This window comes from Novosphingobium sp. PP1Y, assembly GCF_000253255.1.
In the GTDB taxonomy this organism is placed as follows: domain Bacteria; phylum Pseudomonadota; class Alphaproteobacteria; order Sphingomonadales; family Sphingomonadaceae; genus Novosphingobium.
The window spans coordinates 510,821-528,867 of sequence record NC_015583.1; the positions used below are offsets into that span (position 1 = coordinate 510,821).

Annotated in this window: 15 protein-coding genes; 8 read left to right on the forward strand and 7 right to left on the reverse strand. The window is 60.9% G+C overall.

From position 1 onward, the window contains the following. Positions 1–4: 4 nt before the first annotated feature. The 3 genes from PP1Y_RS03255 to PP1Y_RS03265 form a co-directional block, all read right to left on the reverse strand. A complete protein-coding gene (locus PP1Y_RS03255; protein WP_013836668.1) occupies positions 5–565 on the reverse strand; it encodes a 2OG-Fe(II) oxygenase in 561 nt (186 codons plus the stop codon). An 82-nt stretch (positions 566–647) separates the two neighbouring features. Further along, entirely contained in the window at positions 648–2,330 is a 1,683-nt protein-coding gene (locus PP1Y_RS03260) for a ShlB/FhaC/HecB family hemolysin secretion/activation protein (protein ID WP_013836669.1), read from the reverse strand. 484 nt (positions 2,331–2,814) lie between these two features. Next, positions 2,815–4,119, reverse strand: a complete 1,305-nt coding sequence (locus PP1Y_RS03265; RefSeq protein WP_013836670.1) for a replication protein RepA — start codon at positions 4,117–4,119, stop codon at positions 2,815–2,817. Positions 4,120–4,669: 550 nt separating this feature from the next. Here PP1Y_RS03265 and PP1Y_RS03270 point away from each other — a divergent pair. Then, complete coding sequence (locus tag PP1Y_RS03270; protein WP_013836671.1) at positions 4,670–5,875, forward strand: AAA family ATPase; 1,206 nt, start codon at positions 4,670–4,672, stop codon at positions 5,873–5,875. 171 nt (positions 5,876–6,046) lie between these two features. Continuing rightward, complete coding sequence (locus PP1Y_RS03275) at positions 6,047–7,024, forward strand: ParB/RepB/Spo0J family partition protein (RefSeq protein ID WP_013836672.1); 978 nt, start codon at positions 6,047–6,049, stop codon at positions 7,022–7,024. Positions 7,025–7,310: 286 nt separating this feature from the next. Here PP1Y_RS03275 and PP1Y_RS03280 read toward each other — a convergent pair whose 3' ends face one another. Continuing rightward, positions 7,311–8,498, reverse strand: a complete 1,188-nt coding sequence (locus PP1Y_RS03280) for a hypothetical protein (RefSeq protein WP_013836673.1) — start codon at positions 8,496–8,498, stop codon at positions 7,311–7,313. A 112-nt stretch (positions 8,499–8,610) separates the two neighbouring features. Beyond that, on the reverse strand, positions 8,611–9,498 hold the full coding sequence (locus tag PP1Y_RS03285; RefSeq protein WP_013836674.1) for a LysR family transcriptional regulator: 888 nt from the start codon (positions 9,496–9,498) through the stop codon (positions 8,611–8,613). Between the two features lie 119 nt (positions 9,499–9,617). Between PP1Y_RS03285 and PP1Y_RS03290 the strand changes: the two genes are divergently transcribed. Together PP1Y_RS03290 and PP1Y_RS03295 are read left to right on the forward strand one after the other, a co-directional pair. Continuing rightward, entirely contained in the window at positions 9,618–10,763 is a 1,146-nt protein-coding gene (locus PP1Y_RS03290; RefSeq protein WP_013836675.1) for an acyl-CoA dehydrogenase family protein, read from the forward strand. A gap of 44 nt (positions 10,764–10,807) precedes the next feature. Beyond that, positions 10,808–11,656: a CoA ester lyase gene (locus tag PP1Y_RS03295; RefSeq protein ID WP_013836676.1), complete on the forward strand. Its 849-nt coding sequence runs from the start codon at positions 10,808–10,810 to the stop codon at positions 11,654–11,656. A gap of 29 nt (positions 11,657–11,685) precedes the next feature. Here the strand turns inward: PP1Y_RS03295 and PP1Y_RS03300 are convergent, their stop codons facing one another. After that, positions 11,686–12,513 carry a TetR/AcrR family transcriptional regulator gene (locus PP1Y_RS03300; RefSeq protein ID WP_232512337.1) on the reverse strand — a complete coding sequence of 276 codons (828 nt, stop codon included), beginning with the start codon at positions 12,511–12,513 and terminating at the stop codon, positions 11,686–11,688. Between PP1Y_RS03300 and PP1Y_RS03305 the strand changes: the two genes are divergently transcribed. The 4 genes from PP1Y_RS03305 (at position 12,494) to PP1Y_RS03320 (ending at position 17,703) form a co-directional block, all read left to right on the forward strand. Continuing rightward, complete coding sequence (locus tag PP1Y_RS03305) at positions 12,494–13,492, forward strand: MBL fold metallo-hydrolase (protein WP_232512338.1); 999 nt, start codon at positions 12,494–12,496, stop codon at positions 13,490–13,492. The two genes, PP1Y_RS03300 and PP1Y_RS03305, sit on opposite strands and share 20 nt — an antisense overlap. Before the next feature lie 14 nt (positions 13,493–13,506). Beyond that, positions 13,507–15,075: an alginate export family protein gene (locus tag PP1Y_RS03310; protein ID WP_232512339.1), complete on the forward strand. Its 1,569-nt coding sequence runs from the start codon at positions 13,507–13,509 to the stop codon at positions 15,073–15,075. Between the two features lie 94 nt (positions 15,076–15,169). Beyond that, complete coding sequence (locus PP1Y_RS03315; protein ID WP_232512341.1) at positions 15,170–16,405, forward strand: MFS transporter; 1,236 nt, start codon at positions 15,170–15,172, stop codon at positions 16,403–16,405. Further along, a complete protein-coding gene (locus PP1Y_RS03320; protein WP_013836681.1) occupies positions 16,405–17,703 on the forward strand; it encodes an MFS transporter in 1,299 nt (432 codons plus the stop codon). Before PP1Y_RS03315 ends, PP1Y_RS03320 begins: the two co-directional genes overlap by 1 nt. 47 nt (positions 17,704–17,750) lie before the next feature. Here PP1Y_RS03320 and PP1Y_RS03325 read toward each other — a convergent pair whose 3' ends face one another. Then, positions 17,751–18,047, reverse strand: coding sequence for a putative quinol monooxygenase (locus tag PP1Y_RS03325; protein ID WP_013836682.1), 297 nt, complete (start codon positions 18,045–18,047; stop codon positions 17,751–17,753).

Genomic DNA, 18,047 nt, shown 5'->3' on the forward strand with positions numbered 1-18,047 from the left:
GTCATCAGCGCCATTTCGGCCCTTCCACCCAGGTCACAAGGCTCTGGCGCCTTCCGTTGACCACGGGAAGAACCCGATGCTGCAAAAACGATGGGAAGATCAGCATGCTCCCCCGATTGGCAAATGTGGCACCCGGGTTTTGCAGCCCGAAGAATTCGAACTCCCCACCGTTGTACTCATCCGGCTCACTGAGCTGCACGACAACGGAGAGCTTGCGGTCGAATGGCCGCGGAGATTCCAGCCACACGTCCTGATGCCAATCGTAATGACCGGCATTGGTCGCGTTGTACTGCGTAAATTGCAGGTCGAATGGTGCGACAATGTCGGCGCCGAAATTGGTACGGTTCGATGAACTGACAAATGTCATGATGCGTGAAACGATATCTTTCTCACGGTTGGCATCGAGCCAGCGGATCTGTGACGTGCGGTGCCCGCTATTGGCTCGGCGCTGATCTGCGAAACCGACAGTGGCATCCTGCTGCGGGTAACTGAGTGCGCGCTTGGTAATCGCGTCGCATTCAGCTTTCGTGAGGGCTGTAGGCCAGACTTCCCATACGTTCTTCATCGCCGAGTCCCGTCGCTTTCGTTTCTATCGTTGGCTTGATCGCTGCGGGTCAGAAGGTTTTGCGTATACGCAAAACGGGCATTCAGACCCGGCGGGTTACGCTGAAAAAGAAACGCGGCTTCTTCTCATAGAAGTCACGCGGACTCTTGACAGGAACTGCAATCTGCACCTGGGCGGTCCAACCTTTTATCGGAGAAATACGAATACCGCCGCCCGCCGACGCAAGAGAATATTTCTTCGAAGCAATACCAATACTTTGACGACTGCTTGATTTTCCCAATGCACCGTCCGTATAAGCGAAGATCTGGAAGTTGTTGAAGAGGCCTTTACCTGATTTCAACTTCCAACCGACTTCGAGTCCGGCGGCAATAGCCTTGTCGGCAGTGATCGTCCCGACCCGGTAAGCCATACCCGCGCCCTCCCCGCCAAGCGAAAAGCGCTCGGTCGTTGGCAATTTGTCCTGCGTATATTGAGCGCGACTCGTAACCTTACCGGAAAGGCCCGAACCCAGGTCTTTTACCGCCGTGAGCTGGATGTTGACCTTGCGAAACTTCGCTTCGGAAAATCCGGCGATTTCCTTCGCGCCGAGCGCGTCCAGCCCTTGGCTGACCGTGCCCGAAACGCCATAGCCACCGGTCTTGCCGACAGCCGACCAGGTCGCACCAATTCGAATGGCACGCGTCCGAAAACCGCCAAAAGCTGTATCCAGAAAGTAATGCTGGCTATTCGTCCCATCGAGACTCGCGCTGATTACAAGATTCTTGTGGTAGGACCGGATGAGGCGATGGGAGAGCGAAAGGCCAACCTGCTTGGCTTCACCGAGAATGTCAGCCGATCGGGTACGCGTCCGCACATAGGCCCCATTGACCGCCAATGTTGTGCCGTTAGATCCAAGCGGCGTGGCATGGCTCGCCGAGTAGAACTGATAGCGATCGGGCGTGAAGGGGATATAGCCGGAAAAGCGGGTCGTATCCCCTTCACGGATCAGGCCATTGACTGCAATACCAAGCTGCGACTGAACGCCACTCGTCACATTGGTCACGCCGCTGTTATTGACGTCGAGAGTAACCTCAACCTGTTTGCGGCGTACGTTCAACGTCATGGTCACTTCACCCGGACGGCCAGCGGATTTGAGTTTGGCTTCGATCGTTTGTCCGGGAATATCCCGCAATAGCGAGAGCGTACGCTCGATCGAACTCTTGTGCGTTGGAGTTTCCTGCATCAAGCGGCGCATATGCGCAGCGATCAGGCGAGTCGGCGTGCTACGGGATTCGTGCTCAATCGTATAGTTGCCGATGCGACCTTCCAGAACACGCACAATCAGCACACCCCCGCGAGGAACCTGCGTGGGAATGCTCACAGAGTAGAATGCAATGTCGCTAGTCGCATAGGCTTGGCTTACTGCATTGGCGACCTTCTGCAGGTTGGGCCGCGTCAATCGCGAACCAAGGTAGGGAGCAACCGCTCCTTCGAGGACGTCCTGTGCGAGCGTGGCCCCTTCGAACTTGACCTTGGTAAGTTCGATCGCCGCAACGGCACTTGGTTTCGTCGGTGCGGCAACTTCGATCGATGGCCGCGGCGCTTCCGGTGCATTGCTGCGCTCCGGAATATTCGGCTCGATGCGATCCATGCGATCGCGATCGATATTCGCTGCCGGATTGAATTGGGTGGAGACCTGACCGGCATCCTGTGCATTAGCCCCGGTGGTGAGCGCGCAAGTTGCGACTGCTACCGCAAAGCCGATAATGGCCCGCGCGAGCTTCATTAGCCAATCTCGCTTCAGGCCAGGCCCTGGTGCTCTGACAACATATAACATCGCGGGAATGAGCATCTTGGTCGAGTTTGACCCTCTTGGTCCGGAGAACGGCGGATACGCGCCTTCCGACCAATCTACTCATGGTTCTCGTCATCGAGCACGCATCAAAAGAGCCGGTGTGACATCCACCTCTGCTAAACAATATTCATTCCGGTTCGAGTGCCTGGATACACGCGGCGAATCCGCATGGGGAATTTGCGAATATCTCCCCATGCAATCTGGACTTGAATGCTTAGGGCCCAAGCCCTTCATTTCGGGCCTTTTCCAAGCATGAAGATCAAATTTGTGCCGGGTCGCCCTCAAAAAAGGGGCATGTTGCGTACTTGCGCGAACCAATTGCATGTCTAGCTGTCGCGGCAGTTCGATACGTGGGCGCAAATCGGCTTCGAGTTTACCTATCAGCTTGCCGGTGTCGGCGCACCGACATCATCGGTCATTCGGCCCCATCCTGCGACCGGCGCTTGGCATAACTGACGACGAAGGCTTCCCATACGCGCAGCCATTCGGTGTCGGTGCGCAGCTTGCCGATTCCGGGAAAGCCGGCGCGGAAGGCGTCTGCCATCGTGTCGACTGACCAGGGCTGGCCTTTTTCGAGGCCTATCTTGCGAAAGGCGGCTTCGCGCGTGCCGAAGCTGAGGCTGCCTTCCGGAAAGGCTCGGAGTTCTTCGGTCAGTTGCGGTGTTTCACGGCGAAACTTGCGCTCCAGGGAAACCGATGATCTCGGTGCCTTTTCAGCTGCAGCAGCCCCGACCAGCCGCAGATGCGGGCCGACCAGCTTGCGTTCGAGCGGTGCCGGAGACGGGTTAAGAACGACCTTGCGACCGGAAAGGTCGACATTCGCGTTCGGATAAACGGCCGAAACCAGCTGCATCGTCTCGCGCACGGTCTGGCGGAACCTTTTCGAATCCGCGCTGTTGCCAAGATGTCGCGCGAGCTGGTCCCAGGAGATCGTCTGCCCCCTGTCGCTGGTAATGCGCGGCAGGCGGTAAGCGAGATAGGTATAAAGATCGAGCGCGGTGGGCGTGCCCTTCAATTCGCGGATCGCAATTTCGTTCAAAGGCACGGCGTGTTCGATCAGATGGCTGTAGAACGCCTCCGACATGCGGATCTCACGTGCAAATGCGCCGTTCTTCTCGAGCGAGCCTGCATATTCGTTGGAAATCTTAACATCGCGCACGGCGAAGGCATTGTCGCCTGCATCCGTGCCATCCCAGCGGATCTGCCATTCGCAGGCGAGCAAGCGGTCAACCTGCTCGCGCATGCGGTTCGCGGTGCCGCGCGGGCCGTAGGATACCGTCTGATAGCCAAGCCGGCGCATCCATTCGGTAAAGTTTCGCCCTAGATAGACGTCGCGTGAGCGCTTAGTGACAGCCTGCGAAAGCAGGTAGATGAGCGCAACGCGTGGATAAGCCCCGTATGGAACGCCAAGGCTCCTCAGCACGGGCTTGCCATCGACGGTCTGCAGGACAGGCCGCGGATTGATGGCCAGGGCATACTTTCCGTCTTCGCGCAGGATCGGCTGCGTTTCATCCTTGGGCCGTTTGGTCGGCAAGGACATCGCGCAAAGCGCGGAGTGAAGAAACGCAGGGACCGGTTCCTCGTCCTGAACGCGCAGGAAGGCATCCATGGTGAGCTGCGTGCCGGCTGTCTTGGCCAGCGAGCGGACACGATCTTCCCCGCCATCCAGCATGGCCAGAGCATATTGGTGCCCGATCGGTTTGCTCGTATCCCCGCTCATATTGCCCATCCCTTCCCGAATCCGGGTCCTAAGGTGCTCATGTAACAACAGCTTTGAGCGAGCTTGGCAAGATGGTTGGCAGTTTTGACGGGTTTTCGCGGTTGAAACCTACAATTCCACCGATGATCTCGGTGCCTTTTCCGTGATGTGCTCCCAAAACCTTCTCAAATTCATCAAAGCCGATTCGCGAATCGGATTTTGATTAGGGATTCTTGTAATAGGTATGCGCTCCGAGATCATCGGTGGCTATGGCTCTGAGATCATCGGTAAAATGCACGCTGATCATCGGTTGGCACCGAGATCATCGGTCCTGACGCAAGCCTGTGCTGCTGCGACGCGGTTGCTTGGGATTCGCGACTCGGAAACAGCCGAGTTGGGGCTAAACGGCTCCGAGATCATCGGTCGGTCGCCCCTCCCCTGCCCTGTGAGCCATGGTCATGAAGTCTTTTGGCACGGAGATCATCGGTGAAGTTGTAAGATTGGTGGACGTTCATTGCCCGAAACTTGCAACAAGGCTATCGTGCGGCCTCAATCTCACAAGTTGGTGCATATGGCGACACATCCCAGTCTTGAAATTCAGCCTGACGACCTGACCAATGATGGCCTTGGCCTGCTGCATAGGAAAGCCCTGACGATCCTTAAAAGGATCAGGGACGGCGCTCTTGATCCGGAAACCGGTCACAAGGTCGGGCCCTCCTTTCCCATTTCAAAGGCAGCCTCGCTCGTGGGCCGAACGGCTTCGGCCATTCGCGAGGCTGAGCGAGATGGGAGGTTGCCGCCCCGCGACCGGACAGCTTCGGGCCACCGGGTGCAATATACCCTGCAGGAACTCGATCACATGCGCGAGGTCTTCGGGACGCGGCCCTGGCGCGAGCCGACCGACACGCCGGCGATCATCTCGGTTTCGAACTTCAAGGGCGGTGTCGGCAAATCGACGATTGCCCTGCACCTTGCCCAACACTTCGCCATTCGCGGCTATCGCGTCCTGTTCATCGACTGCGACAGCCAGGCAAGTTCGACAATGATGTTCGGCTATCGCCCCGACGTCGATCTTGGCGAGGACGACACTTTATATGGGCACTTCCATAATCCGGAACTGCTGGGCGTGCGTTCGATTATCCGCAAGACGCACTTCTTCGGGCTCGACCTGATTCCTGCCAATCTCAAGCTCTACAATCTGGAGTACGAGATTGCGGGCTACCTTGCGCAGCACCAGAGCTTTGACATCATCGATCTCATTGCCCAGGCGATCGACAGTGTCGTCGATGACTATGACATCGTCATCATGGATCCGCCACCGGCGCTGGGCATGGTTTCCATGGCCGTGCTGCAGGCGGCCAACGCGATGGTCATTCCGATGCCGCCGAGCGTCATCGACTTCGCCTCGACAGTCTCGTTCATCGACATGGCGCGCACGACGATGCACCAGCTCGAGAAGCTGGGCGGCAGGGTCAAACCGGCCTATAATTTCATTCGTCTGGTCGGCAGCCGCGTCGATGAAAGCAAGTCGATGCACCGTGAGATCCTGTCGATGATGCGGCAGGTGTTCGGCGGCTCTATGATCAATTCCGTGCTCAAGACGAGCGCCGAAATCGATAACGCCAGCTCCCGGATGAAGACGGTGTTCGAGCTGGATCGGCCGGTGACTTCGCATGAAGTGCACAACCGCTGCGTCAAGTTTCTCGGCGATGTCTGCCATGACATCGAGCAGGATGTCCTGCGCTCATGGGAGAGCCGGGCGGAGCAGGTTTCGTGACCGGTTGCCACGTGGCAACCGGAAGGCCGGGGGCTGCAAAGGCAGACCCGCAAGTGGAAAGATACCCCGCTCTGGTCGGCATGGATTGGGCGCGGGAAGAGGATCAGAATGGGTTTGTTGCCACGTGGCAACTGGCGCATGAGAACGACGGCGGAAGACAGGAAATGCATCATGGCTAAAGGCAATCGCGGCTTCGGAAGCAGCCTCACCGAAGGCTTGGACGACAGCGAACTGGACGTTTCGGCACCGGCTGAAAGCATCATGGCCAGCCGTAGCCAGACCCTTGCCCGCCTCGCTTCGGGCAAGGTCGTGACCGATCGTACCGAGTGGGTCGACCCGGCGCGCTGCAGACCCTGGCGCCTCCACAATCGCGACATCGATCACCTCAACGAGGAAACCTGTCGCGACCTTATCGATGCGTTTCTCTCCGCCAAGAAGCAGCGCATCCCGGCCATCGTCCGCAAGCTCCACGAAGACCCGGAGTATGACTACGAGATTATCGCCGGTGTGCGTCGCTGGTGGACGGTGCAGTGGCTGCGCGAACATCACCACCCCGAGTACGAGTACCTTGTCACCATCCAGCACGTCTCCGATGAGGAGGCCTTCCGGGTCTCCGATATCGAGAACCGGTCGCGCAAGGACATCTCCGATTGGGAGCGCGCGAATGAGTATCTGCGCGCACTCGGCGAATTCTATGACGGGTCGCAGAGTGAGATGGCCGAGCATCTCAAGATTTCCCGATCGTGGTTGACGCGCTTGCTCGACGTGGCGCGCCTGCCGAGCGAGATCGTGAACGTCTTTCCCGACACGCATGACATTACGGTGCGGGTTGCGCGTGACCTCAAGCCGCTCACCGGCGATCAGCGCGCGCTGGGTCTCATGGTCGCGGAAGGTAAGGCCATCATCGCCGAACGCGAGGACCTCGGCGTGAAGCTGACCGGTCCCGAAGTCGCCAAGCGATTGGTGAAGGCGACTGTTGCGACGTCGAAGAAGTCTGCGCAGGAGGAACTGATCAAGACGCGCAAGGGTAAGCCCATGCTGCGCTACTCTCGTCCGGCACGAGGCGGGCTCAATCTCAAGGTGCTGCCGAGATCGGGAGCGACGGCAGATGAAGTGCTCGAGGCCATTCGGGGACTTCTGGACGCCTGACCGGATCCAACCGCAGTGAAGATAGAGGGGCAGGGCGCGATCCTGCCCCTTTTCGTATCAGGGGCGTCTGCGCGCCTATTCTTGCACTCCGAGTGCTGAAACCGACCAGCCATCGACGAAATTTGACCTGATTTGGCCTGTGGTGCGGGGTCGCGTCGTGGATGAGCTTTGGGTCGGACCAGTCCGGTCTTTGCGCTCTACGACCTTCTGCGGCGCCTAAAAAATGGGCAGATCGCCGAAAGTGGGCACGTTCCCGGCTGCAGGAGGCCACATTGCAAGCAACTGCCTAGCTCTCACCTTCGCTTGGGCGGGGCGAAGAGCGGCGAAGCAATTCATCGATGGCATCCATGGAAGATTGGAACTCGTCGATCGCTTGCGACGAGAACGCAAAGTCTTCCTGGTCTTGTACGGCTTGAGCATGGACCACCTCACGCGGCGCAAAGCGATGCATCGTAGCTGCGTTGCGCGAAGTCTCTCCCTCGACAAGGCCAGCCTGCGCAAGCGTGGCCATGATCGTGCGGACGCCCAGACGCGATGCGCCAATCACCTTCTCGATCTGGACGCCGCGCAGGGTACCGAAACCTGCAAGATAGCCAGCGACGTCCCCCGCGCGGCCATTGGAGCGGCAGCTTTGCAACTTGTCGGCGATGCAGCCGGCATCCCTGATTGCATCCTGGATGAAGCGATCGAGAGACCATAGTGCATTGCACAGGGCGGTGAGGCTCTCGCGGTCCCTGCCGGAAGGCGAGGGGGTAAAGGGCATGTCCTGATCGACCGCAGCGCTGCTCTCGAACGTCAAGGTCAGGAGGCCGGGCAGCGGGGCGGCAAACGGCAAGCCATGCCGGGGCGCAAGGTAGCCGCCGGCCAGGATGTCCAGAGCCCACCGGGAATGCGCCTGCTCGCCTACTTCCACTGCAACGGCGGAGCGTGGCCCCTTGATCAGTTCGATCCCGCGCTCCTGCCTTGCAAAGTGCAGCGACTGGCGGGCTGCCGAGAAAAGCGCGGCCACCGGCGAGAAGGGAAGATCCGTATTGCATGGCTCAATCGCGGTGATCACGGCCCTTGCCTCGGCCAGCAAGGCATTGGCATCCTCGTGCCCTTCATTCCGGTCAAGGTCTATCGGGGCGAGGAACGCCTCGCCGATGCGCTGCGAAGCTACTGCGAGGTGATGCCAGGGATTGTGCCTCAATTCAGTCAGGATCGCCTGACAAAGCGCGCGGGGAGGGCGTAGCTTGTGGGCCGAGACATCCGACAAGGTGCTGAGCCCGGCGAACCAGTCGAAGAAGCGCTCATCGGTAAAGGCGTGTCCTTCCTGTCGTAGAGCGGTGATGAGGCTTTCGCGGATGAGCCGGCCAGCCAGCACGATCATGGCGCCGTCATTGGCCTGTGAAACCGCAGACTGGATCCTGCCAAGGTATAGGGCAGAGAGTACCGCGGGGTCACGCTCGAGGGGCATGCCGTCAAAATGGGGCATAAAAATCTCTGTAAATCATGAAGTTGATCGTAATGTATAGCTAACTCATAATTGCTATACACCTTCTTGGACTCAATGTCATCGTATGCTTCCCTGCGCTGCAGGTGCAGGATCAACCTGCTGCCTTCTCCCGCAGCGCGCGCAATTCCGACTCGATGGTCACGATAATCTCCCCGGGGGCTGCCAGCAGATGCTCCGCGTGGTGAGCCGCCATCCAGCCGATCGTCCGCTTGTCGGGAAACCCGGCAAGGCGGGGGCGAGCGACGCCATCGTGGGCATAGCAATCCGGCATGACGGTGAGCCCAAGTCCCGCCGCCACCATCTCGAGAACCCGCTCGTCATTGGTCGAGCGCAGGGAGAAGTGCGGCCTGACCCCGCGCTCGGTGAAATGCCGGCTGATGTCGGACAAGGCCTCGCAATGGCGGCGCACAATCATCACTTCATGGACAAGCTGTCCCGCCTCGATGGTCTCCGCTCGGGCGAGGGGATGGCCTTGCGCCATGGCCAGCGCATAGCCTTCGGACAGGATACTGCGTTCAAGGAAGCGGTCGGCGCCTCTTTCGACCAGCGCCAGCGCCAGGTCGATGCGGCCTTTGGCAAGCTGGCCGGTCAATTCCCTTTCGCTGCCGAACACGAGTTCGAAACGATATGCCTCCTGCGGCCGGGCCGTGGCGATGGCGCTGGCGATGGCGCGGGCCGGGATGGTCGACAGGACGCCGAGCCGGAGCGAGGGCAGGGCGCTGGCCGGTTCCATCGCCTGCTGTGCAAGGTTGAACTCCCGCTCGATCCGCCTGGCATGTGCCAGCAGGCGCGATCCGGCGTCGGTAAGTTCCACGCGTTGGTTCGAGCGCACGAAAAGCGCGTGACCGAGAATTCTTTCGAGCTTTGCGATGCCGACGGACAGTGTCGGTTGGGAAACATTGCAATGGCCGGCCGCACGGGAGAAATTACCCTGGTCGACGACGGCGAGGAAATAGCGAAGCAGGTAGCGATCCAGCACAGGAGGGCTCCGGGCGGCAAGTGGTGTAATCTATAGATAGTGCCAATGCAGTCGTTGAGGTAGGTTCAATTTTTCCTATGCACCGATCCGCGCTATCAGGAACGGCAAGGAGAGACGCAATGACCGATTTCGATTTTGCCCTGGGCGAAACCGCCGACATGATCCGTGAGAGCACGATGCGCTTTGCGACGGACCGCATTGCGCCGCTCGCTGCGGAAATTGACGAGAAGGATTGGTTCCCGCGCGAGCTCTGGCCGCAAATGGGTGAACTCGGGCTGCACGGCATCACAGTCGAAGAACAATGGGGCGGGCTTGGTCTCGGTTACCTTGAACATGTCGTGGCGCAGGAGGAAGTGGCCCGCGCTTCTGCCTCTATCGGCCTGTCATATGGCGCGCATTCGAACCTGTGCGTCAACCAGATCCGGCGTTGGGGCAATGAGGAGCAGAAGGCACGCTATCTGCCCAAGCTGATATCCGGCGAACATGTCGGCAGTCTGGCGATGTCCGAAGCGGGCGCGGGCTCCGACGTCGTTTCGATGAAGCTGAAAGCCGAGAAGAAGGGCGACCGCTATGTCCTGAACGGCACGAAATTCTGGATCACCAATGCCACCTATGCCGATACACTGGTGGTCTACGCAAAGACCGGCGAAGGATCGCGCGGCATCACGACGTTCCTGATCGAGAAGGACTTCAAGGGGTTCTCGATCGGGCAGAAGATCGACAAGGTCGGCATGCGCGGCTCGCCCACAGCGGAACTGGTGTTCGACGACTGCGAAGTTCCGGAAGAAAACGTGATGGGACCGGTCGGCGGCGGCGTTGGCGTATTGATGTCGGGTCTCGACTATGAGCGTACGGTCCTGTCCGGCATCCAACTGGGCATCATGCAGGCCTGTCTCGATGTCGTGCTGCCTTATGTGCGAGAGCGCAAGCAGTTCGGCAAGCCGATCGGGGCATTTCAGCTCATGCAGGCAAAGATCGCCGACATGTACGTCGCGTTGAACAGCGCACGGGCCTACGTTTATGCAGTCGCACGCGCCTGCGATGCGGGCAAGACGACCCGCTTCGATGCTGCCGGGGCGATCCTGCTGGCTTCGGAAAATGCCATGAAGACCGCGCTTGAGGCGGTGCAGGCGCTGGGCGGAGCAGGTTATACCAAGGATTGGCCGGTAGAGCGCCTGATGCGCGATGCCAAGCTTCTGGACATCGGTGCGGGGACCAATGAAATCAGACGCATGCTGATCGGACGCGAACTGATCGGTGCCTGACAGGGGGGGGCACCTCGCCGGACGACCCCAATGCGGAGAGAAGCATGAAACTGCGTTCCTTGTTGTTCGTCCCGGCCGACCGTCCCGAGCGCTTCGCCAAGGCCGCGGCGAGCGGCGCCGACGCGCTTATTCTGGACCTCGAGGATTCGGTCGCGCCTGAACGGAAGCGGGCTGGGCGCGAAGCAATCGCCGCCTGGCTTGCAAATGAGCGCAAGGTGCCGACTTTCGTGCGGGTCAATCCGTTGGACGGCGACCTGACGACCGATGATCTCGGTGCCATTTTGCCCGGCAGGCCAGATGGGATCGTCCTTCCCAAGTCGGAAGGATCGCAATGCGTGCGCCGGCTTGTCGCACTGATGGAGGCGCAGACGGGCGGGAGATGCGCTTTGCCGCCGATCTTGCCCATCGCAACGGAAACGCCCGCAGCGATATTCCAGCTCGGCACTTATCGAGAGGTCACAGAGCGTCTCGCTGGCTTGACCTGGGGCGCTGAGGACCTGCCTGCCGCAATCGGTGCCGCGACCTCGCGGGAGGAGGATGGCAGTTATACGGCTCCATATGAAATGGTGCGCAGCCTGTGCCTGTTTGGCGCCCATGCCGCGCAGACGCTCGCGCTCGAAACGGTCTTTCCGCGTATCGATGCTCCAGATGCCCTAGCGGCTTATGTCGCGCGGGCAAGGCGCGACGGGTTTACCGGGATGATGGCAGTCCACCCGGCTCAGGTGGAGACCATCAATCACGGTTTCACGCCGAGCGAAGCGGAAGTGGCCCAGGCCCGGACGATCGTCGAGGCGTTTGCCGCCAATCCCGGCGTCGGGGCCCTCAAGCTCGATGGCAAGATGATCGATCGGCCCCACCTCGTTCAGGCGCGCCGCATTCTCGATCAGGCCTGAAGCGGTCCGGCACGGAGCTGCGAACGCGTTCAGGGCGTTCGCAAGGGGAGGTGCATGGCTGCCAGCATGGATTCGCGTAAAAGGAGCGGGAAATCCTCGCTCTCGATGAGGAAAGGGCCGGGGCGGTTGATGACCGTGTTGTTGAGCACACCATACATCACCTGAAAGGCAAATAGGACCCGATCCGGCTTGACCCGTTCCTGGTCAATATCCGGATGGGATTGCACGCGTTCGAGATAGGCCTTGGCAAGGCTGTTGGCATTGCGCCGGAACGGTTCCCATGCCTCGGGCGAATCGAGGCTGACCTTGAAGGCCGAACGGAAGAACGTTTCCTGTTTCTGGAAGCGTTCGACCTGCTTGGCCATCAATTTCGGCAGGATTTCTTCAAAAGGCAACGAACGCACCATGCTTTCGAGCATGGGGCCCGATTCGGCGGCTGCGAAGATCATAACGGCCTTGAAAAGCGTGATCTTGTCGGGAAAGCGCGAGTAGAAGGCGCCCGTAGAACAGCCGGCCGCCGCACAAATTTCATGTATGCTGACATCGTCGAAGGGGACCTTGCGAGCGATCCGCAAGGCTTCCTGGATCAGACGATTGCGCAAGGTGCGGCTGCGGGCCTGAAGTGTCGGTATTACCCCGACTTTCGTCAGGTTTTCCTCAATGTCGAATGTCGCCTCCCCGTCAGCCATGCCGAGTGAGATCGCCGATCTGTACGTCCTTGTCCAGCTGAATGAAACAGAATGCGACTCGGATTCGCATTGACGAGACCTCAAACTCGATGATAGATCGGCGGCAACCGGCTCAATGCCGCGTTCGATTGTGGAGGAGAGGAACCTGATGTTTTCCGAATCGCGCATGCCCATGCTCAACCGGCGCAACATGCTGCGCACCGCAATGGCGCTGACTGCCAGCGGCATGATTGCAGCCCCGGTCATGTCCCTGGCCGCAACGGCAGGCGGACCCGAGACCAAGACTGCCAAGGGCGCCAAGCTCGTCCTGCTTGGCACCAAGGGAGGACCTCGGGTTGGCGGCAAGCGCTCAAATCCGGCAAATGCCCTCGTCGTGGACGGCAACGTTTATGTCATCGACACCGGCATGGGCGTGACTTCGCAAATCGTGAAGGCAGGGCTCAATCTGTCCGATATTCGCGCGATCTTCATTTCGCACATGCATTCGGACCACGAGCTCGAATTCGGCAATCTCGTTTACAACATTTGGGCAGCCGGTGTGCTGCGTCGCCCGATCGACGCCTATGGCCCAGCGGGCATGGAGGCCCTTGCCGCGGACTACTGGCACCTCAACCGCGAGGACATCCGCATTCGCATGGCCGACGAAGGCAAGCCGCACCCCGGCACGTTCCTGCGTCCTCACGATTTCCGCCAATCGCAGGGCACGGTCATGTCGGCAGACGGCGTGACGGTTACCGCCTTCACGACGCCGCACCCGCCGATGGAGAATCTCGCCTACCGGTTCGAGACGCCTTACGGCTCGGTCGTCTATTCCGGCGATACCGCCTATAATCCGGCGCTGGCCGACTTCGCGAGGGGCGCCGATGTGCTGGTGCACGAAGTGCTCTACGTCCCGGGTGTCGATGCGCTGGTGAAGCGCGCCAACGGGTCAGCGGCATTCCGCAACCACATTCTCGAAAGCCACACGGCAGCCGAGCAGGTCGGCATGATCGCCAAGCGCGCGGGCGTGAAGAAGCTGGTGCTGAGTCACTTCGTGCCCGGAGACATGGATTGGATCACCGATGACATGTGGCGCGACGAAGCCGCCAAGCACTACAAGGGCGAGATCGTGGTCGGTAGCGACCTGATGGAAATTCCGCTCGGTTAAGCAAAGCCAGGGACATGACCAAGCGTAACCGGACACACCCGCTACGCGATCGAAGCCTGTCCACGGTTCTGATGTTCGGTCTCACGGTGCCGGGCTGCGCTTTCGCAGCCACGGCCGGAGCCGAGCGGCAGGGGCCTGTGCAGCCGATCGCCGAAGCGACTCCTTCCAATGCCAGGGCCGCAGCCGCGCCATCGGCGCGCGACCCGCTGAAATCGCCTTATCCTGCGCAAGCCGATGGGCAGGGGCCGCGCACCGGCCCCAATTATACGATGCTGCGCGGTGCGGAGGACTGGCGGTTCCTGGCCAATCCCAAGGCGAAGCGCGACTGGGCATCGCCGCTCAAGTACATTGCGCTCGACGACGAGGGTTACATCTCCCTGTCGCTGAACGGCGATCAGCGCACCAGCGTCAGCGTTTCGACGCGGCCGCTGCTAAGCGATTCCACGGACCGCATCGAAATCCTCTCGCGCACCACCCTGGGGGCTGACCTGAGGATAGGCCCGGCGGTGCGGGTCTATGGCGAACTCGCATCGGGACATATCTCCGGCAAGAACGAAACCCGTCACCTTGCCAACTTCGAGAACGACCTGGTCGTGCAGCAACTCTTCGCCGAGGTGAGGGCTCCGGTCGCTTCGGGCGTGGCGCGTGTCACGGTCGGCCGGCAGGAATTCTTCGACGGACCGCGCTTCATCATCAGCCCGCGCGACAATCCCAACATTCGCGTCTCGATGAACGGCGCGCGGCTGTCGATGGACTGGAAGCGCTTCCGCTTCAGTGCGTTCTATTTCGAGCCGACCGATCCGGGCAACGGCTTCCTCGATGACGGTATCGGCAATGGCGAGACGCTGACCGGCGCTTACGGCAGCTTTCTGCTTACCGGCGAGGGCGATGCCGGGAAGGGACGGATCTTCTTCGATCCGTTCTATTACAACTTCGAGGACACCGACCGGAAGCTTGGCCCGATCAGCGGCAAGGACCGGCGCGAGACTTATGGTGCGCGGCTGTGGGGCTCGCGCGGCAACCTGTCCTTCGACTGGGCGGCGATCAAGCAGGACGGCCGCTTTGCCGGTCGGCGTGTCGATGCCTGGGCGGTGAGCACCAACCAGTCGCTGGGGCTGGGGAAGGGCAAGTCGGCGCCGCGCCTGGGTTTTCATGCCGACTATGCCTCGGGTGGCGGAACCTATGATGGTGCCGGCAAGGTCGGCTCCTTCAATTTCCTCTACAATGCCACGGTGATCTTCAGCGACGACAACTTCGTCGGCGCGATCAACACCATGGGTTTTGCGCCCACGATCAGCTTCTCGCCCACGCGCAGACTGCAGGTGAGCGCCGAATGGGGATCCTACTGGCGCCCGAACGAGAACGACGCGGCCTATCGCGGCAATGCACAGGCCTATGCCGGCACGCAGAACGTTGCCGGGAAGCACGTGGCGAACATCGCGCGCCTCAAGGCCAACTGGTCTCTCAACCCCCACGTCGCCCTGGCCGGCATGGTCAATTATGCCGATGCCGGAAAGGTCTTACGCCGCGCAGGTTATGGCGATAACCTGTTCGTGAAGACGATGTTGACCTTGCGGTTCTGACGCCGTGATCGGTCCGGTATTCCTGCTTGCCATGCCGGCTGGAGTGCTGGGCCGCCTCCCGTCGGCTGGGCTGCCGGCGGGAGAGGTATACGGGGTGATCCTGAGCAAATTCCGCGGCGTCCAACTCATCCTGGGTTGCGCCATGGCCCTATTTGCAGGCGGCATTGCGTTCCAGACGTTGAGCTTCTCGATGCCCGGGCTCGTGCATGACTGGAACCTTGCCGAAAGCCTGATCGGGCCTCTTCTCAGCGCAGCCATTTTCGGCCTTTTGCTTGGCTACCTTTTCATAGCCCCCCTGGCCGACCGGCTGGGACCGCGTGCAGTGGTCTGCCCGGCCATGCTTGGCCTTGCCGCGTCAATGGGGATCTGCTTCGTCGCACCGAATGTCGAAATCCTTATCCTTGGACGGGTTCTTGTCGGCATTGCCATTGGCGCGGCGTTCCCCTGCGCCGTATCGGCGGCCAGCCAGCACGGTCCCCAGCGGTGGCGCGGTGCGCAGGTCGTCGGGATCTATGTTGCCTATTCCATGGGTTTTCTTGCCGCAGGGCTGGCAAGCGCCTGGCTTGTTCCCCTGTACGGCTGGCGCGCAGCCTGGGGGTTGAGCCTGCCGGCTGCCCTGATCGCGGCGGCCCTCTTGTGGCATGCGCTTCCCGCGCGCCTGCCTCACGCGCCGCAATCGCGTCCTCTCGCATCCCTGTTCGCGTCCGACCTGCGGCAGGGCACCTTGCTGTTCTGGCTGATGTGCTCCATCGGGCTCGGTCTCTTTTACGCCGTGCAGGGCTGGCTACCCTTGCTCGCTGCACGCGAGGGCATGACCTATGCCGATGCAGTGACGGCTGCCAACCTGTTTACCGTGGGCAATGCCGTCGGCGCCGTGCCGATGATCTGGTGGGCCGATCGCATGGGCCCCTTCCGGGCGCTTGTTTGCGTAAGCGCAATCGGCCTTGCTGGCATCGCCCTGCTGGGACTGAGCGCAGGGGAGGGCGGCAAGCCGTTCCTGCTTGCCGCGGTGCTTGCCGGCATCGGCATAGGTGGCGGCCAGAAGGGCATGATTGCGGCGGCATCCCAGTTCTATCCCTCCCAGTTGCGTTCGACAGGCATCGGCTGGGCCCTCGGCCTGGGCCGGTTCGGTGCGCTTTGCGGACCGCTGCTGATCGGTTTCGTGACGATGCACGACGTTGCCGGCAGTACGGCCTTGCTCAGCCTCGCGCTTCCAGTGCCGGCGATCATGCTCGCCGCTTTCTGGCTCGACAGGACTTATGGCCGGATCGACCGCGCCGCAGACCAGCAATCGCCCCAGCAGGCGATGCCCAACGATCAAGTGAGATGATGACCAAAGACCCTCAGTCCATCCTGTCCCAAGGCGCGATGCGGCCGCTGCAGATTGCAGCCGTGGCGCTGTGTATCCTGCTCAACGCACTTGACGGCTTCGACGTGCTGGCGATCAGCTTCGCATCGCCGGGCATTGCCAGCGAGTGGGGCATCGACCGAGCCGCCCTCGGCCTTGTCCTGTCGATGGAACTGATCGGCATGGCAGTCGGCTCGCTGGTGCTGGGCAACGTTGCCGATCGCATCGGACGCCGACCGACCGTGCTGGGCTGCCTGGTCATCATGGCCGGCGGCATGGGCATGGCGACACTCGCCAATTCCGTCTTCGAGCTTTCCCTGATCCGTCTTGTCACCGGGCTCGGCATTGGCGGCATGCTTGCCTGCACCAATGCGCTGGTCGCCGAGTTCTCGAACGATCGCCACCGTAACCTGGCGGTGGCGATCATGGCGGCGGGCTATCCCATGGGGGCTATCATCGGCGGTTCCATCGCGACCAATCTGCTTGCCGATGGACACTGGCGCGACGTGTTTACCTTCGGGGCGGTCATCACGGCGGTATTCCTGCCGATCGCCTGGGTGCTGCTGCCGGAATCGATCGGCTATCTGGCGCAAAAGCGCGGCCCCAATGCGCTTGAGCGGATCAATGTCACCCTGCACCGCCTGGGGCATGACATCGCACAGGCGCTTCCGCCCGTGCCCGAGAAGGCGCCCAAGGTTTCGATCGCGCAGCTGTTTGCGCCGGGCCTCGCGCGCGTGACGATATTGCTGACGCTCGCTTACTTTTGCCACATCATGACCTTCTACTACATCATCAAGTGGATCCCGAAGATCGTGGTCGACATGGGTTACGTCGCGTCGAAGGCCGGCGACGTGCTGGTCTGGGCCAATGTCGGCGGCCTGCTCGGCGCCTCGCTGCTGAGCCTGCTGACGTACCGCTTCGGCGTTCGCGCGCTGGTGATCGCGGCAATGCTGGCATCGACCGTGCTCGTTTCGCTGTTCGGGCAGGAACAGGAAACGCTCACTGGCCTGGCGATGGTGGCAGCGGCGGCGGGTTTCTGCACGAATGCGGCGGTGGTCGGTCTCTATGCCCTGTTTGCCAAGGGTTTTCCAACTTCGGTGCGAGCCGGCGGTACGGGCTTTGCCATCGGCATAGGCAGGGGCGGCGCCGCGCTTGGCCCGATTGTTGCGGGCCTGCTGTTCAATGCCGGACTGGGGCTGGGGTACGTTTCCCTGCTCATGGCGATGGGCTCACTCATCGGCGCGGGCGCGCTGCTGTTCCTGAAAGAGCAGGGCGAGTAAGTTCCGGCCCGGCAATCTTCTTTCCAGAGACTGCCGGGCAATCCCGCCTAGCCGAGCGAAGTGTGGAAAGTGAGTTCCATGTCCTGTGCCAGGCATTCCAGAATGCCCGGGACCAGGCGATCATGGAAGTCGATGTGCATGTGCTTGTCGAAGGCAGCCTCGTCGCGGAAGGTGGCGACGACGTGGAACAGGTCGGGATCGTCTTGCGACTGGAGGAATTCGTAGACCGGCGCATCGGGTTCATGTTCGAAGACGAGGCTCTTCAGCTCCGCCTGCAATTCGATCATGCGCTCGCGCATTTCCGGCTTGGTGCGCAGACGCGCGATGAAGCTCTTGCCAGCCAT

Coding starts and splice junctions, on each gene's coding strand:
- PP1Y_RS03255 (WP_013836668.1), bottom strand. CDS start 565: ATGAAGAACGTATGGGAAGTCTGGCCTACAGCCCTCACGAAAGCTGAA.
- PP1Y_RS03260 (WP_013836669.1), bottom strand. CDS start 2,330: ATGAAGCTCGCGCGGGCCATTATCGGCTTTGCGGTAGCAGTCGCAACT.
- PP1Y_RS03265 (WP_013836670.1), bottom strand. CDS start 4,119: ATGAGCGGGGATACGAGCAAACCGATCGGGCACCAATATGCTCTGGCC.
- PP1Y_RS03270 (WP_013836671.1), top strand. CDS start 4,670: ATGGCGACACATCCCAGTCTTGAAATTCAGCCTGACGACCTGACCAAT.
- PP1Y_RS03275 (WP_013836672.1), top strand. CDS start 6,047: ATGGCTAAAGGCAATCGCGGCTTCGGAAGCAGCCTCACCGAAGGCTTG.
- PP1Y_RS03280 (WP_013836673.1), bottom strand. CDS start 8,498: ATGCCCCATTTTGACGGCATGCCCCTCGAGCGTGACCCCGCGGTACTC.
- PP1Y_RS03290 (WP_013836675.1), top strand. CDS start 9,618: ATGACCGATTTCGATTTTGCCCTGGGCGAAACCGCCGACATGATCCGT.
- PP1Y_RS03295 (WP_013836676.1), top strand. CDS start 10,808: ATGAAACTGCGTTCCTTGTTGTTCGTCCCGGCCGACCGTCCCGAGCGC.
- PP1Y_RS03305 (WP_232512338.1), top strand. CDS start 12,494: ATGTTTTCCGAATCGCGCATGCCCATGCTCAACCGGCGCAACATGCTG.
- PP1Y_RS03300 (WP_232512337.1), bottom strand. CDS start 12,513: ATGCGCGATTCGGAAAACATCAGGTTCCTCTCCTCCACAATCGAACGC.
- PP1Y_RS03310 (WP_232512339.1), top strand. CDS start 13,507: ATGACCAAGCGTAACCGGACACACCCGCTACGCGATCGAAGCCTGTCC.
- PP1Y_RS03320 (WP_013836681.1), top strand. CDS start 16,405: ATGACCAAAGACCCTCAGTCCATCCTGTCCCAAGGCGCGATGCGGCCG.
- PP1Y_RS03325 (WP_013836682.1), bottom strand. CDS start 18,047: ATGGCTGGCAAGAGCTTCATCGCGCGTCTGCGCACCAAGCCGGAAATG.